Below are 16621 nucleotides of genomic sequence, written 5' to 3'. Positions count from 1 at the left end.
GCTTTCGTTTCCTCTAACGTGTACTTTCCTGGCACTACGTTTTCGAATTTCACAACACCGTCTTTATTCGTTGTTTTCGCTTCTCCAACTACTTGACCAGCTTCGTTCTTTAATTTAAATTCTGCACCTGCTAGAACTTTTCCACTCTCTGCATCCTTTTTGATTACTTGTAAGCTTCCTAGTTCTTTTGCGTTTTCTATTTGTACTTGTACTACTTTGTTTGCTTCCACAACGACTTCAATTTCTTCTTTTAGCAATTTATATCCTTGTGGTGCTTTCGTTTCTTTTAATGTGTATTTTCCTGGTTCTAATTTCTGTGAAACTACTTTACCAGTTTTATCTGTTCGTAACGTATCTACTTTTTTACCATCTTTATATACTTCGAATTCTGCATCTGATAATACTTTCGTTTTATCTTCCGCATCTACTTTCACAATTTCAAATTGACCTGTTACTTTTTCGGGGATCTTTTTATTCACTACATCTACAGTCACTACTTTATTAGCCTCTACATCAACAGAAACTGAACTAGATGATAATTCATATCCTTTCGGTGCTTCTACTTCTTTTAATGTATAGCTTCCAACTGGAAGTTGTTTCGATAAGGCTTCACCTTTATCATCTGTAACAATTGTTTCCACAACTTTCCCATCTTTATCGATAACATCAAATTTTGCACCTGGTAGAAGTTGACCAGATTCACTATCTTTTTTCAATAATTTAAATTGGCCATTCTCTACTTTTTTCGTATTCTTCATAACAAGTTCAATTACGTTTGTATTATCAATTGTTACTTTGACTGGTGTATCAACTTTTATATATCCTTCTGGTGCATTTATTTCTTTTACAAAATAGTCACCAAGTGGTAAATCTTTAACTTCCGCAATACCCTTTTCGTTTGTTGTAACAGTAGCCACAACGTTATTATCTTTGTCTATAACATCAAATTTTGCGTCTTTTAAAACAATGTTTTTATCATTTTCATCAACTTTTTTAATTTGTAAATGTCCTTTTTCGGCTGCTGGTTTATTCCATTTTGGCCAGTTAAATTTAAAGTTATGAACCTCAAAACCATCTCTTTGGTGTAATCCTCCAACATAGGCTTGTCCATTAATAGAACCACCTTTTGTTTCTACAACTGCATTAGGGGCAAACACACTACCTACTACACCATAACCTTTAGTTGTTATCTTTGTAGCATTAGGAAATACCCAAATTACTTTACTAGCTAACTCAGTAAAAGATGAATTAGGGTCGTATGCTTGAGATGTATTAATTAAATCCGTCGCCATCCCAGTATTTCTTGTATCATACAAAATTGCACCGCCACCAAAACTCACTTCTTCTGCATCTGAATAAATAACAATAAAGTCTTTATTCTCTACATTCGGAAGAAAAACGTCTTTTACATCAAATGCTTTCTTTCCCGTCTGGCCTGAAGAGACATAAATATTAGGGTTGTTTACATCTTCACCGATTCCAAAGCTCATATTAGGTTTTGGCTTATCAGTGTATAGTTTACTTGCATCCCCAATTACACCATCAACGTCTTTTCTAAATTCTTTAAACTTAGCATCAATCTCCGCTTGCTCTTTATAAGAGATACGGTCATATGACGTTTTCATTGCTCCATCTGGGTCACCGTCTTTTGTCATCGCCACTGTTCCATCTTGAATAATTACCTGTCCTGCTCCCGCTTTCGTAAATTGACCGCCTAGTAATAATGATGGATATCCTTCATCTACCCAAGTTGCTCCAGCTAAGTTATTTGCTCCAGTTGCAGCCGCTACGACTGTATAACTTGATGCGTTCATATTTTTCTGAACAGCCATCGCACCTTCAATATCCGCACTCGTTGCACTATGATCTCCAAAAATGATGGCGTTGTAATAAGATACATCACCTAAACCTTTTAATTCTGTTGTAGCTGCCTCTGCTTTTAATGGTAAATGGATTAAAAAATTCATACATATTAGTAATACAACTATTAAACTACTACTTAACTTTTTAATTTTTTGATTAAATGATTTCCTCAAGAAATTCATTCCCCCTTTTAAACTTCCTAAAACCACAAAAAGAAGCACATTTCATATGTACCAGGTCTTACTCACATTAACTTAAAATAATCCATTTAAATAAAACAAAGAAACACTACAACTACTTAATAAGATTGCTACAATTCATTTTTGAAATAATACGTGAACTAAACTGTCATGCGGAAATACTTTTACGTATGGGAGCCCAATAAAATTAATCTGAAGAATATTTCATGTGGTGTAACTGTTTTGGCAACATCATCCACTTTACATTAGTTTTCTAAAGGATTCAAGTGAATTGTATAGATTTCATACACAATTCATTTTTTAAAACGCTTTCACTATTTTTAATAAGATAAACAAAAAAACGTAGCCAAAAAGCTACGTTTTTCTGTCATCGTTTCGGTGTATTTTTATGATTCTTCAAAAACGGAAGCGGGAATTGCTTACGGAAATGCTCTTTAATCATGTATTCTACACCGTTCTCACTATTTGAACGTGTAATCCAATCTGCTGCTTGCTTTAACTCTACAGGCGCGTTCCCCATCGCTACACCAAGTCCCACGTTTTCAATAACCTCTAAATCTTCCATACTATCTCCAATCGCAACCATTTCATTTAGCGAAATATTTAAATGCTCTCCAAGCAATTGTAATCCGCGTAACTTTGATACATTTTGCGGCAAGATTTCTATTCGTTTTGAATCACATTCAACATACTCTACATCTTGGAATGCTTTTCTTAATGTATTTAGCCCGCGTTCTTTTTCACCTTTACTTTGGAAAAGAACATCAATTTTTGGCGCCGCTACCGGATGGTCACGAAGCGCGTCACCTAACGAATCTACAAATTGAACTGGATAAAATAACGGATCTGCGCTTGATAATACAGTGCGCGCAATTAAGTTTGGTGTATTTCTCTCACGATTTCCTATCGAAAACCGTTCATGAGAAATACGTACGTTACAATCAAAGTGCTCTAACACTTGCACAATGTTAAAAGTCTTCTCTTCAGATAATCTTCTTTGAACGTATGGCTTATCTAACGTTGCTGAAACGAAAGCACCACCATGTGTCACTAATATAGAATCTAATTTTAACGCCTTTGCTACTTTATGAGCGGATTGAAAATTACGGCTCGTAAATAACGTAACGTATACATCTTTTCTTTTCACAAATTCAATTGTTTCTCTTAATCCTTTTGCAATTTTTCCATTGTTGTATAGTAGTGTCCCATCTATATTAAGAGCTAGTAAGCGATAAATCATGTCGCACTCCCCCTCTTCGCTGTTGTACTCTATCCATAATTTATGAAATAAATGTAGCAAATAGAACGAGTTAGAATTACTACTGAAAATTTGGTTTACTATATACATATACACTTAGTAAAGGAGATAGTACAATGCAGGCACCTCCTTCTTTTTATGAAGGCGATACGTTAGAAGTCGCAAAAAAATTACTCGGGCAAAAACTTGTTCATATTGTAGACGGAATAAAGCGAAGCGGAATCATTGTAGAAGTAGAAGCATATAAAGGCCCAGATGATAAGGCCGCACATAGTTACGGCGGCAGACGGACAGATCGCACAGAAGTTATGTTTGGCGCACCAGGGCATGCTTACGTATATTTAATTTACGGTATGTACCATTGTTTTAACGTTATTACAGCACCAGTTGGCACCCCGCAAGGTGTTCTCATTCGAGCCCTTGAGCCAGTAGACGGTATTGAAGAAATAAAACTAGCGCGCTACAACAAAACAGACATTACAAAAGCGCAATATAAAAACTTAACAAGCGGTCCTGGCAAACTATGCCGTGCACTCGGAATTACTTTAAAAGAACGAGGCTTATCATTACAAAGTGACACATTGCATATTGAACTGGTCCCAAAAGATGAACATATATCATCACAATATAAAATAGCAGCAGGACCTCGTATTAATATCGACTATGCAGAAGAAGCTGTACATTATCCGTGGCGTTTTTATTATGACGGGCATCCGTTTGTTTCAAAGAAATAAACATATGTAAAGGGAGAGACTATGAGAGGCAAACCTGAACTAAAAATAGAATCAGAAAAAGTATATAAAACGAAGAAAAATCCAAATGGAATGTTTATAGCAAGAATACTACAAATTCCGAAACAAGAAGATAAACTAGACTTTGTCCTTATTTTACAAAATAAAAAAACGAAAAATATTATTTATAACAAAGTTTTAGTAACAACAGATAACGACTATTATTCTTTCCGACTCGCTCGTGGGAATATTAAATGGTCATCCTTATATACTGTTACAGTATGGGATGGGCTTGGACATCAATTAGTAGAAGTATCAGCCTTAACTGGTAAAGAGAACTATTCTATTTCTGATGAGGATTATTCCGCATATCGGGAGTAACTCAAAATAAAAGAGAAGCCGAATTGGCTTCCCTTTTTACTCTGCGCCTTCCGCAGTTGCAATATTATCCTCTAAGTTTTCTCTTGATAATTCAGCCGCCATAAAATCAGCTGTTTCTGGAAGTGCTAAATGCATATGAGCTTTTTGACAAATTTGGATCGTACAGTTTTCTATAACATAGTCGAAAACATGTCCACCTCCGCTTCTTTCATCATCAATATAATGTAAGTGGAATCCAGCTACACCAATACCTTGCGCATAATCTGGTGTCCAAAATCCAGCAAGCGTACCTTCTGTATTTTCAAATGAAAAGATTGGTTGTGATTTCGTCACTTCAACGAGCGGTGTATACGGTTTTTCTTGTCTTGGAACAGTTCTCGTCCTTACTTCACGGAACGTACCGTCCATTCGAATACCGTAAAATAAGTTTTTACTTGGCATTAATTCATGTAATAATGCTTCAACTTCTTCACGATTCATCGAATGCTCTACCGTATAACTCATTTCTTTTTCAAAAAACGTTACAGTCGCAAATGGCGTTGTTTCTTCTGGCTCTACTTTTTCCGCTGAACCGTCTGAACGTAAATGATAAAATTCATTATCAAATGCAATCATTTCACCATCTAATTGATCAAATGTGCCGATGCCGAAATCACCATGTTTTTTCAAATCTTCAAAGCTAATCACACCATCATATATACCATCTAATAGCGCAAGCATTGTAGATGTTTGATATACTTCATTACTCATTTTCGTTTTTTTTGCATCAATATCAATTAATTGCGCAACAGTCATCTCAAATCTGCCTCCATTAGTTTAATTGGTTTGGTAATAATTTTTCGCTTAATTTAATGTTGTCACGATAGTCAATTGGAATATCAATAATGACAGGACCATCTGCTGCTAATCCTTCTTTTAATACCCCTTCTAATTCATCAGGCGTGTTAACACGAAGACCTAACGCTCCGAAACTTTCCGCATATTTCACAAGATCAACATCACCAAACTCTGTAGCTGATGTTCTACCGTATTTCATCATTTGTTGGAATGCAACCATATCATATGTGCCGTCTCTCCAAACAAGATGGACGATTGGAGAATTTAAACGTACCGCCGTTTCTAACTCCATCGCTGAGAATAAGAAACCACCGTCACCTGATACGGAAACTACTTTTTTACCTGGTTCTACTAAAGTAGCTGCGATTGCCCAAGGAAGTGCAACACCTAACGTTTGCATACCGTTACTAAATAATAATCTACGTGGTTCATAAGAACGGAAACATCTCGCCATCCAAATAGAATGGGAACCGATGTCACATGTAACAGTTGTATCGTCACTAATTAAAGAACGAAGTGTACGAATCACTTGAAGTGGATGCGTAACACCCTCCGAAGCACGGTTCGGAACTTCTGCTTGTTCTGATAATTTCGCGCGTAATCGTTCTAATACCGCTTCTGATTTCGTACTTAATACAAGTTTCGGTAATTTCTCCGCGATGCTATTTACCGTTAAGGCAATATCACCAATTAATTCACGCTCTGGTTGGTAATCATGGTCGATATCTGCTTGATGGTCGTCAAGATGAATAATCGTTCTGTCGCCAAGTTTATTCCAGAATTTTGGATCATACTCGATTGGATCATAACCGATAGAAATAACAAGGTCTGCTTCTTCTAGTAAAATATCACCTGGTTGGTTACGGAATAATCCAACGCGGCCGAAGAAATGATCTTCTAACTCACGTGAAATCGCACCAGCTGCTTGATATGTTTCAACAACAGGAAGTTCTGTATCCGCAATTAATTTACGAACAGCTTTCGTCACTTCATTTGTGCTCGCTCTCATACCAAGTAGAATAACTGGTAATTTCGCTGATTTTATTTTTTCTACTACATATGTAATATCATGTGTGGGAGCGATTCCAAGCTGTGGCTTAGAAAGCGCACCGATAGACTCTACAGTTGTTTCCGCAGTCATAACGTCTTGCGGAAGACTTACTAAAGTAGCTCCCGGATTTGTGGAAGTCGCACTTCGAAATGCATTACTAAGTGCTTCTGGCACATTATCAGGATGCTCTACTTCTACGCTATATTTTGTGATTGGTTCGAATAGTGCAGCATTATCCATAGATTGATGCGTACGTTTTAATCGATCCGTACGCGGTACTGCACCAGCTAAAGCAACAACGGGATCACTCTCCGCATTCGCAGTAACAAGACCTGTCGCTAAATTTGATGTCCCTGGTCCTGAAGTTACAAGACATACGCCCGGTTTCCCTGTTAATCTACCAATAGCAGCTGCCATAAATGCTGCATTTTGTTCATGACGACAAACTATTAACTCTGGTCCTCTTTCTTGCAATACATCAAATACAGAGTCAATCTTTGCTCCTGGAATACCGAAAACATGTGTAACACCTTGTTTAATTAAACAATCAACAACAAGATCTGCTCCTTTTGTTTTTGTCTTCACGTCGTTTACTTTTACACCTGTACTCAAACTAATCATCCGATACGATAAACTTAACTAAATCTATACAATTCAATCAAATTTACACGAGTTAGTGCTTCATCGTGTTCTCGCAACCCCAAAGGGACGAGGGGTATAACACTCCACACGAGGCAGTATCGTTACCTCCTATTATCAAGCATTTATTTTACCCATCTTGATAAATTTATCGACGCATTTACATCCCTATCGTGATAGCTATTGCATGAAGCACAACGCCACTCACGAATCTTTAAACTCCACTGTCCTTCTGGTTGAACTGAATGGTCGTATTTAACGCCGCAACATGAACAAATCTTGCTTGAAGCGAACCATTTATCAGCTTTTACATACGCAATGCCGTACTTCTCACACTTGTATGATAAACATTGAAAGAAGAAGTTTAATTTTTGAAATGAAAATGCTTTCGATAGTTTTTTGTTTTTTAACAGGTTTGAGATAGGTAAGTCTTCCACAACAATCCTCATTGGTTTGGTTTTCACCAATTTAGCTGTTGCTTGATGGATATGGTTATTTCGGATATTCGTAATTTTCCTAGATAACCGCAGGTGCTCAGCTTTCGCTTTTTCATATCCGGTAGATTGAATTTTTACACCTTTTTTAAATCTCCTAGACATATCTCTTTGTGCTGACTTTTTCCTTTTCAAAAGTTTTTTAACCTTGGCATCTTTGTTTATATTTCGTTCTTTCATACCATTAGAAGCTACAAACAGCTCTTTTAAACCAACATCCACACCAATCGACTCATCGGTTAGTTCTTGTGATTCAAAGTCTTCTTGGAACCCTACACTAATCCACCAGTGACGACCGTCAAAGGTAACTCTTGGGTTGGATGGTTTTTTATTTCTTGGTAGTTGTTGGCTTGTTTTCACTTCTCCAATAGACTGAATATGAACGACTTTCTTTCCTATAACCAGTCTTTCATAATTGGCATAAAATCCTTGAATTAAATCTTTTTTGGATTTATAAGAAGTGTGAGAACCATTTTTGTACTTTTTGAACGAATTTTTTCTCGCCGTATCAAAATCTTTTGAAGCCTGTTTGGGAACTTGTGCATTAATGTCTTTTAACCACTCATATCTCTTTCGCTTCTTAATCTTTGTAAATCGTTTCTGTAAAGCTAACTGTGAAACAGATTTTCCAAATAGCTTATAGTATCTATCACTCATTCTTTTACAATAGTTATAAGCGAATCTTGCAGCACCAGCATGGTTTCTAAGCAATTTTTCTTGTTCAGGCGTTGGAATTAGTCTGACTTTCTTCGCCAATATCATCAGAATGTAACTCCTTTAATGAAAGATTTGTTCTTCTGAATAGTAGCGTGTTCCACCAGCATTCTCGTAAGACTACTCGGATGCAAACCTGTTAATTCTGATACTTGACTAACTCGTAAAAATTTCATTATTATTCTTACCTCATTGAATCTACCATAGCACATACGTTCGATGGATTCAATGAGGTTTGATAGATTTAATTAAATGTATCTCGTTCAACTAAGGGCGCAATTCCTTAGCCAGTTCTCTTATGAACTTCTCATGTTTTCACATGAGCGCAGACTATATGTTTATCTCTTTAGAGATAGAGGATTTTTCCACCACCATAGGCTTGTGATGTACTCTCGTCAGTTATACGAGATAGTCGTTGAACGTTCATCCTATCCATTTTGACTTAGATGATTCGAGGCGGAAGACCCATTGTTCTAATGTTTAGGATTTAACCTTGCATCATCTGATTGATTTTTTCTGCTTTCGCGACATTCACGCTCGCTATTTCTAGCCACGTTGTAGTTCAATCAGCTTTAGGGATTGCCCGCAGTTAACCCTCACTACTAGCCAATTACTTGACTAGCAGGGCTTACTGATATATTTAATTAACTTTCGTTATAATTGGTTAAATAAATCGTAACAGTTAGTTACCCTTTGTTTCATAATTTGTGTAATAAAGATTTTTAATTTCACCTAGTTAATTAATGTGGTGAAGTATCATTTATCATTATATTACAAATGCATTATTTTTCCAACAATATGAATTCGACATTATTTTGACAAGATTTAAAGAATACGCTTACAACCTTTTGTTTATCTTAAAATAACATTTTTATATCTCTTCTAAAAATGTACAAAAATACTTCCACCTATTCACATTATTAACAAATTTATAGTACCTTGCAAAGAATAATAGTAAGTGATATATTTGTAAATAACGGGATGCCCATTATTTGGAATTTTATTCACAATTAGTATATCTCCTTTCAAAAAGTAGATATAGATTGAGTGTGCTGTTTAGAAAAAAGATAGGATTTTCAGCCATAATTCATCATTTTATAAAGGAAAGTGATTGTTATGAACAAAAATGAATTTTTAGAGCAACTTAGTTCTTCCCTACGGAATATGCCTAATTTAGAAAAAGAGGATATTATCTCGGAGTACGAAACTCATTTTATTAGTGGTAAACAAGATGGAATATCTGAAGAGGAAATTTCTAAAAAGCTAGGAAACCCTAAAACTATCGCTAAAGAACTTAATATTTCATATGTAATAAGTAACGCTGACAATAGGCGCAGCCTAAAAAATATTATGACAGCACTGTTTTCTGTTATGAGCTTAAGTGTTTTAAACTTTATATGTATCATTATCGCCTTTTTCCTATTACTCTTTCTATTACCGCTTCTTCTAGCACTTATAATTGCCACTCCGTTATTAATTATTTCACCTATCTTATTAATAGGATTAGGATTCTTTAAAGGGTTTCATCAAATCAGTTATTCCGATGTTTACAATGTATTCATAGCCTTTTGCATCGGCTTACTAATATCCGTCATATCTTATCAAATGATAAAACATATATACTCACTTTTAGTTAAGTATTTAAAATGGAATTTAGCTATTTTACAAAGATACTAATGAATGTAAAAGGAGATTAATATGAAAAAGTATATTTTATACCTACTCACGTTACTTACAATTTTATTTCTATCAGCTTGTTCAAACAGTGTACAACCTAAGGAAGAAAACGATGTACAATCTATTAAAGATGTTGCTATTAAAGTTCCAGAAAATATATTTAGTTCCTCAAAGAAAAATGAAAATATTAGTGAAGACGAAATGAAGCAAAATATAAAAAATTATATAGATTATAGTTGGGAGTTATCTGAAAATACCATCCCTCTCGCTTCAACAAATTCTGATAAGAATTTCACGGAATCTGACCAAGAAAAATTACAAAAACTAATTGATTTAGCGAAACAAAACGATATGAATTTCCATGAGTTTATTAGTAATAATAATTTACCTAATGATTATAAAAAACCTTCAAAAGAAATATATGAATTTATGTCTTCATCTACAGATATTTTCGTAGAGCTAGATCAAGAATTAGACAAACTCGCCCAAGATGGTAACTTATTCAAAGCCAATTTTTCTTTTACAAAACGCCTTGAGAAAATAAATGGGAGGAAACAAAAAGAGATTGAAAAGTTTTTGAACGAAAAAAACATTAAAACTTCAATTAACAGCAATAAAAAAAATTAGATGTATTACATACCCCTTTCAAAATAACCAATAAGAAATGGCTATTTTGAAAGGGAGTTTTTGTGGTATAACTATTAAATTCCCTAAACAAAAAAGACGCTCCTAAACTAGGAGCGTCTTCCACTATTAAGCTTGTTGTTGCGCGCTATATAATTCTTCAAGTGGCTTCATGATAATTTTGTTAACGTCACCGATTACAACGTTTAGGCGTTGCTCAGTTTCCATTAATTTTGTAATTTTAGCATCTTGTTGAATGCGAGCTACAACTTCTTGTGCTTGTTGGTTGTCTTCTTCAGTGATTTCTTGGCCTTGCATCATTTTTTGTTGTAGGCTAAGTTGCATTGTACGGAACTCATCGAATAAATTCTTTGAAGCTGTGTCAGCTTGAACTGCTACGTAGCTCTCTTTTAAAGTTTTGAAGTCTTCGTTTTCAGCGATTGCTTTTTGTAATTCATATGCAACATCATGAATGTTCTTTGTCATTTTATTTTTCCTCCTTTAGAAGGCTAGCGCTTTTCATACGCACTGCCTTTTCAGTGCATTTACATACGCACCTCTTCTTACCATATCAAACTATGCAAGAGATGTGAAGAAATTTCACTTTTATTTCTATGTACTCACCTTATTATCTAAGAAACAATAGTAACAATCCTTGCATGAGACCGATCATTCCACCTAATAATGCTCCTAAATACGTAATCATTTTCAATTCGTTTTTCGTAATAGACAGAACTAAGTCTTCTAATCTTTCTGTTGAGAATGTAGACACTTCTTGCTGAACAATTTCCGCAAGGTGTAGATTATTTAATATACTCTCTACGTTTTCTGTTCCCCACTTCAAGCCTTTCTTTACTGCACTCGGAACCACTTTTTCAATAATTATTTCTCGAACCGGCTCACATACTTGCTGAACAGATTGATTTAAAAACTTACTCACTGTTTCCTCTACTTTAACTGCTGACAGCACGGAGCTTACAATCATTTCTTTCTCTACAAATGCTTCTAATTCTTTTACATCTCTTCCTTTTAACTTTTCCCACTCTTTTTGCAGTACGTCAGTTAAAAGCTGCTTTGTACCATCTTGACCTAAAAACTTAATAACTTCTGGCTGCACACGATCCACTACACTTACATTTCCTAAAAACATTCCGACTAAGTTAAGTAGCGTTCCGCGAGAAGCAAAGAAATCATCAATCATTTTTGAAAGACGTGCTTTCCCTTCTTCACTTTCAAAAAAGCTAATTCCTCGCTCTAAAATAAACGCCGAGACATTCGGAATCGCATTCTCTACTTTTTCATTTACAGAATGAGGTAAAGCCTGTTCCCATGTATATGTATAATACTCTGCTAAAAATGCATGAATTTTTTCTGTAATAACATGTTCGATTTTTCGAGTCGCTTCTTCTTCTACATGCGCTACATTCCATTTTTCTAACATATGTCGCAGTGATTGTTCATTCGTAATTACTTTATCCACTTCCACTTGCGCCCAGTGAATTAAACCTTTTTGAAACTCTTCATTTGTTAGCTTTTTTTCAATTCCTTCTGGTGTTAACAAATGTTCTACAACCATATTTCCTAATTGAACAGCAAGTTCATCACGACGCTTCGGAATTAACCCTGGTGTAAATGGAACTTGAAACTTTCCGATATAAATAGGACGATGAGGACGAAATAACATTTTTATCGCTAAATGATTCGTATATCCCCCAATAATTGCTCCGAGTCCTGTCGTCGTTAACATATTTAACCATATATTCATTACAATCAACCTTTCACTTCTCCAAAACTATAGCATATCATCATACGGACAAAAGTATAATGGTATAAAAACGTATTTGCAATATATAGCTTCGCCTATTATGCAAATAGTAGTAAAGGAGTGATTTCGTTGGTTCTCGGTCTTTTAGCTTCTAAACTTCATTACGAACAAACGTATTACACCGAAATCGCTAAACGCGCTCGGCTTTATCATAATGTCGTTGCCCAGTTTACGCCATTTTGTATTGATTCTAAAACAGACCTTATTTCTGGTCTTATTTACGATACAGATACAGGAAAATGGAAAGAGCAAACATTCCCTATTCCTTCTTATATATATGATCGTTATTCTTTTCACGAGGAAACAGACTTTGAAAAAGCAAAATCAATTATTCACTCTTTGCACAATCGTCCTTCCACTACCTTTTTAAATAACACACTTATTAATTTAAGTGAACTACATGATTTATTTCTCACTAATAAAAAACTGTCTCCTTATATACCAAAATTTGAAATTGCAACGATACAAAACATTTTCAAACTGTTGTTAAAAACTAAAGATATTATTATACGCCCCACTAATATACATTCTAAGGATAACTTATATCGAATTGCTTACAAAAATAAAACGTTTCATATCGATACAGTAAATGAAAAATACCATACTTCTATTACAAACAAACGGACAGACGAATTTATATCTTGGTGTAAATCTAACATACGTTCATCCCGTTACATAGCACACACTATGCTACAACCACCAAACCAATTAACATATCCACTCCACATTCGAACCATTTTGCAAAAAAACAAAGAACAAACCTGGAATGTTATAGGTCAATTTATACAAAAAAGCTCATTTCCTAATCAACTTTTACCCTCAACAACAGACGATGATTCATTACATTCATTTTCAAAAATTAAATACGTACTATCTAGTACGGGTGTGCAACTATTGCAAGATGCTTTACACGACATTGTAAATGAAGTATTCCAAACACTAGATCAGTCTTATTCTTCGTTATTTGAACTAGAACTTTCCACAATTATGGATCAAAAAGGCGCAATTTGGCTTATGTATGTCAACACGATTCCCCCTTACGAACAATACATTCGTCATAGTGATTCATTAGCTGAAAAGATATTTCACGGACCACTTAAATTCAGTAGCTTTACACCATAATGAAAGGAGGTAAACCTATTTTGAAAGAACATATATATACATTAAACATTTCAGATGAACATCCAAATAGTATTACTTTACCTTACGTTTTTTCTATTACGCCACCTATTACATCCCTCTCCTTCGGTATACGTCACATTGCAAGTGAAGAGGTGAAAATTCATTATTCCTTTACTCGCGAAATTATTATCGGAAAACATATTGCCGAAAAACTTTTACTACCTCAATCCACTACTATTCATGCATTCACACAAAACCAAACAATTATTTTCGGACCATTAATCGGCATTTTTACAACTGGCTTTAACGATGATTCTTCTAACCCTTTAGGAAATCGTTCAATTGCTCTCAGTGAGTTGTTAACACCACCATTCTCATTACGACCGTTCGTATTCGTCTTTGGCGTTCAGCATATAAACTGGGAAGAAGAAACGATTGAAGGATATTTCTTTCAAGAGAAACAATGGATAAAGAAAAAGGTCCCTTTACCAAATGTTATTTACGATCGATTACCGAATCGACAAGCAGAAAATTACAAACCGATCGTCAGAGCAAAAAGAAAGTTAGAACATGACTACTCCATTCCATGGTTTAACCCAGGATTTTTCAATAAATGGGACGTTCATCAACTTCTTATAAAAGACGAATCAATTAGACACTTATTACCAAACACAGAAGCATTTCAGCATTTTGAACAAGTAGAACGGTTTCTTGGCACGTATAAATCTGTGTACATGAAACCAATACACGGGAGCTTTGGTAGAAATATTCATCAAATATTTTATTCTCAAACAGAGAATTGCTACTACTGCCGTTATCGCGAAAATGAAAAAAATAAACTGAGAAAGTATCAATCATTAGAAACTCTTCTAAACCACGTATTAAAAGGACATGATTTAAAAAAGTTTATCGTACAGCAAGGTATTTCATTACTTCGCTTTGATGGGCAACCTGTTGATTTCCGCATTCATACAAATAAAAACCATTTCGGTAATTGGATAGTTAGTGCAATCGTCGCCAAAATCGCCGGCAAAGGCAGTTTAACAACGCACGTAAATAGCGGCGGTGATACAAAATTGCTACAAGAGCTTTTTCCAGATTCAACGAAACAAGTTCAAATTGAAAATAAATTAAAACATACTGCCTTACAAATAAGTTACGCGCTCGATGAACAAGTAACCGGAAATATTGGAGAAATCGGTTTTGATATCGGTTTAGACACAAAGGAAAATCCGTGGCTCTTTGAAGCTAACTCTAAACCTGGTCGAACTGTATTCCAAGATGAAAAATTAAAAGAACAAAGTGAAATGACGCGCCAATTATTTTACGAATATGCCGTCTACTTAACTGAACATTCTTTACGTGATACAAAAGAAAAAATGTCTCAAATAAAATCAGGGACTTCATCAAACACCGAACATATCCCTTCTCCTATGATTCACTCACAAATACAAAAACAAAAACTTCCACCTAGATAATAAGGTGGAAGTTTTCTATTTACACAAGTTTCACTACAACCTCAGTTTCCACGTTACATACTCCGCAATAAAAAATATGATTGCAATATTCATTTGAATTATTATGCGTTAAACCATCTACTGCACTTAATAATTCTTGATCCATATAGGCACTATAATCGTCTATGTAATCTACAGACTTCCCATAATCTTGGAGTATACTTTGGCAATTTTGACAAGAATATGTTTGTGATTCTAATGCGTTGCAAAGCGGGCAAATCCCCATCATGATTCCTCCATACGTTATCGTTTAAAGCCTCTCTTTTTTAGATTGAAGAGAGCACCTACCCATGCATAGGAGCGGTCACTCCATCCCTACTTAAAAATAGAACTATGAAGTCGCTACCGATTTCATTTCAATAAATCATAAATAAGAAGCTAATAATTAGCCTACAAGTAGCAGGCTACAATGAGAAAATTATATTTAATATCCTCCTTAGTTTGGCCTGTTTTCTTAAAAATACAACGATTACTCTTATTTCATAATTTACGAAATCAATACGTTTTTTTGACAAAATTTACAAATTATTATTTTGTATATCTTTCTAGGTAACATCCATACTATGAGTACAAACTTAATTACCGATGGATTAGCGCCAACCGGGGCGATAATCTGGTTCAACTCCAGCTAGTCCAACCAAAAAAAATTTTTATAACTCTAAGGAGGATATATTCCTATGGCAAACCAAAATTCTTCAAATCAATTAGTAGTACCAGGTGCAACAGCTGCAATCGATCAAATGAAGTACGAAATCGCTCAAGAATTTGGTGTACAATTAGGAGCAGATTCTACGGCTCGCGCTAACGGTTCAGTTGGTGGAGAAATTACAAAACGTCTAGTTGCAATGGCTGAGCAAAGCCTTGGCGGATTCCACAAATAAATATATATGGCAAAAAGGTCTCAAGGCATATGCCTTGAGACCTTCCTTAATTTATTGCAACATTTGTAAAAACTTCTTCGTACGTTCTTCTTTTGGATTTGTAAATACTTCTTCTGGTGTACCTTGTTCGACAACGACACCACCATCCATGAAAATAACACGGTTGGCAATTTGATGTGCAAAACGCATTTCGTGCGTTACAATAACCATCGTCATGCCTTCTTTAGCAAGTTCTTTCATTACTTTCAAAACTTCTTGAACGAGTTCAGGATCAAGCGCTGAAGTCGGCTCATCAAATAGTAACACTTCTGGCTCCATCGCAAGCGCACGCGCAATTCCAACGCGCTGTTGTTGTCCACCTGATAATTGGAATGGATATAAATCCACTTTATCTGCTAAACCAACTTTTTCAAGGAAATAGTTTGCTTTTTTCTTTGCTTCTTCTTTCCCTACTTTTTTCACTGTAATGAGCCCTTCCATTACATTCTGAAGTGCTGTTAAATGAGGGAATAAGTTATGGTGCTGGAAGACCATACCTGTTTGTGTACGAAGATTTACAATATCTTTCTTCGATACTTTTTGAGCGAAATTAAGCTCTTTATTACCGATGCTAATATTACCAGCATCCGGTGTTTCTAGTACGTTGAGACAACGCAAGAATGTCGTTTTACCAGATCCAGACGGCCCAATAATAACAACAACCTCGCCCTTCTCAACTGATAAATCTATATGCTTTAGTACGGTATTATCTCCGAAACTTTTTTGTAAGTGCTGAATTGAAATCATAAAAACAAAAACTCCTTTTGT

Annotated in this window: 17 protein-coding genes; 7 read left to right on the top strand and 10 right to left on the bottom strand. The window is 35.2% G+C overall.

Going from position 1 to position 16621, the window contains the following annotated elements; genetic code table 11:
* Together BM089_RS26550 and BM089_RS26545 are read right to left on the bottom strand one after the other, a co-directional pair.
* Positions 1 to 2036, bottom strand: a 2036-nt coding sequence (locus BM089_RS26550) for an MSCRAMM family protein (protein WP_139213338.1), incomplete at its 3' end; no start/stop codon positions are given.
* Between the two features lie 394 nt (positions 2037 to 2430).
* Positions 2431 to 3303, bottom strand: a complete 873-nt coding sequence (locus BM089_RS26545; protein WP_000640419.1) for a Cof-type HAD-IIB family hydrolase — start codon at positions 3301 to 3303, stop codon at positions 2431 to 2433.
* Between the two features lie 134 nt (positions 3304 to 3437).
* On the opposite strand from BM089_RS26545, the gene BM089_RS26540 reads away from it, so the two are divergent.
* Positions 3438 to 4055, top strand: coding sequence for a DNA-3-methyladenine glycosylase (locus tag BM089_RS26540; RefSeq protein WP_001148792.1), 618 nt, complete (start codon positions 3438 to 3440; stop codon positions 4053 to 4055).
* Between the two features lie 21 nt (positions 4056 to 4076).
* On the top strand, positions 4077 to 4433 hold the full coding sequence (locus BM089_RS26535) for a hypothetical protein (RefSeq protein ID WP_090978517.1): 357 nt from the start codon (positions 4077 to 4079) through the stop codon (positions 4431 to 4433).
* Between the two features lie 36 nt (positions 4434 to 4469).
* On the opposite strand, the gene alsD is transcribed toward BM089_RS26535, so the two are convergent.
* From alsD to BM089_RS31810, 4 genes are all read right to left on the bottom strand, one after another.
* Positions 4470 to 5228, bottom strand: coding sequence for an alpha-acetolactate decarboxylase (gene alsD / locus BM089_RS26530; protein ID WP_090978515.1), 759 nt, complete (start codon positions 5226 to 5228; stop codon positions 4470 to 4472).
* Between the two features lie 16 nt (positions 5229 to 5244).
* Positions 5245 to 6933 carry an acetolactate synthase AlsS gene (gene alsS, locus BM089_RS26525; RefSeq protein WP_090978513.1) on the bottom strand — a complete coding sequence of 563 codons (1689 nt, stop codon included), beginning with the start codon at positions 6931 to 6933 and terminating at the stop codon, positions 5245 to 5247.
* Between the two features lie 152 nt (positions 6934 to 7085).
* A complete protein-coding gene (locus BM089_RS26520; RefSeq protein ID WP_090978512.1) occupies positions 7086 to 8216 on the bottom strand; it encodes an RNA-guided endonuclease InsQ/TnpB family protein in 1131 nt (376 codons plus the stop codon).
* Positions 8216 to 8344: a hypothetical protein gene (locus BM089_RS31810; protein ID WP_000670740.1), complete on the bottom strand. Its 129-nt coding sequence runs from the start codon at positions 8342 to 8344 to the stop codon at positions 8216 to 8218. The genes BM089_RS26520 and BM089_RS31810 overlap by 1 nt, the downstream gene beginning before the upstream one ends.
* Before the next feature lie 940 nt (positions 8345 to 9284).
* Between BM089_RS31810 and BM089_RS26515 the strand changes: the two genes are divergently transcribed.
* Positions 9285 to 9845 carry an HAAS signaling domain-containing protein gene (locus BM089_RS26515; RefSeq protein ID WP_001038638.1) on the top strand — a complete coding sequence of 187 codons (561 nt, stop codon included), beginning with the start codon at positions 9285 to 9287 and terminating at the stop codon, positions 9843 to 9845.
* Positions 9846 to 9866: 21 nt separating this feature from the next.
* Positions 9867 to 10472 (top strand): NDxxF motif lipoprotein, encoded by a 606-nt coding sequence (locus tag BM089_RS26510; RefSeq protein WP_090978510.1) that lies wholly within the window; start codon positions 9867 to 9869, stop codon positions 10470 to 10472.
* Between the two features lie 126 nt (positions 10473 to 10598).
* Here the strand turns inward: BM089_RS26510 and BM089_RS26505 are convergent, their stop codons facing one another.
* Complete coding sequence (locus BM089_RS26505) at positions 10599 to 10955, bottom strand: YlbF/YmcA family competence regulator (RefSeq protein WP_090978508.1); 357 nt, start codon at positions 10953 to 10955, stop codon at positions 10599 to 10601.
* A gap of 142 nt (positions 10956 to 11097) precedes the next feature.
* Entirely contained in the window at positions 11098 to 12234 is a 1137-nt protein-coding gene (locus tag BM089_RS26500) for a DUF445 domain-containing protein (RefSeq protein ID WP_139213337.1), read from the bottom strand.
* A 129-nt stretch (positions 12235 to 12363) separates the two neighbouring features.
* Here BM089_RS26500 and BM089_RS26495 point away from each other — a divergent pair, with 129 nt between their 5' ends.
* Positions 12364 to 13416: a YheC/YheD family endospore coat-associated protein gene (locus BM089_RS26495; protein WP_000242806.1), complete on the top strand. Its 1053-nt coding sequence runs from the start codon at positions 12364 to 12366 to the stop codon at positions 13414 to 13416.
* A 20-nt stretch (positions 13417 to 13436) separates the two neighbouring features.
* Positions 13437 to 14894: a YheC/YheD family endospore coat-associated protein gene (locus tag BM089_RS26490; RefSeq protein ID WP_000658097.1), complete on the top strand. Its 1458-nt coding sequence runs from the start codon at positions 13437 to 13439 to the stop codon at positions 14892 to 14894.
* Positions 14895 to 14913: 19 nt separating this feature from the next.
* Here the strand turns inward: BM089_RS26490 and BM089_RS26485 are convergent, their stop codons facing one another.
* Positions 14914 to 15159 (bottom strand): hypothetical protein, encoded by a 246-nt coding sequence (locus BM089_RS26485; protein ID WP_000510474.1) that lies wholly within the window; start codon positions 15157 to 15159, stop codon positions 14914 to 14916.
* 451 nt (positions 15160 to 15610) lie between these two features.
* On the opposite strand from BM089_RS26485, the gene sasP reads away from it, so the two are divergent.
* Positions 15611 to 15814 carry a small acid-soluble spore protein, SasP family gene (gene sasP / locus BM089_RS26480; protein ID WP_000013338.1) on the top strand — a complete coding sequence of 68 codons (204 nt, stop codon included), beginning with the start codon at positions 15611 to 15613 and terminating at the stop codon, positions 15812 to 15814.
* Between the two features lie 51 nt (positions 15815 to 15865).
* On the opposite strand, the gene BM089_RS26475 is transcribed toward sasP, so the two are convergent.
* Entirely contained in the window at positions 15866 to 16600 is a 735-nt protein-coding gene (locus BM089_RS26475; protein ID WP_000623591.1) for an amino acid ABC transporter ATP-binding protein, read from the bottom strand.
* Between the last annotated feature and the right edge of the window lie 21 nt (positions 16601 to 16621).

It is taken from the genome of Bacillus sp. 5mfcol3.1, from assembly GCF_900114335.1.
GTDB lineage: Bacteria > Bacillota > Bacilli > Bacillales > Bacillaceae_G > Bacillus_A > Bacillus_A thuringiensis_S.
The sequence above is the reverse complement of the archived record's forward strand: the minus strand, read 5'-3'. Positions and strand labels throughout refer to the sequence as shown.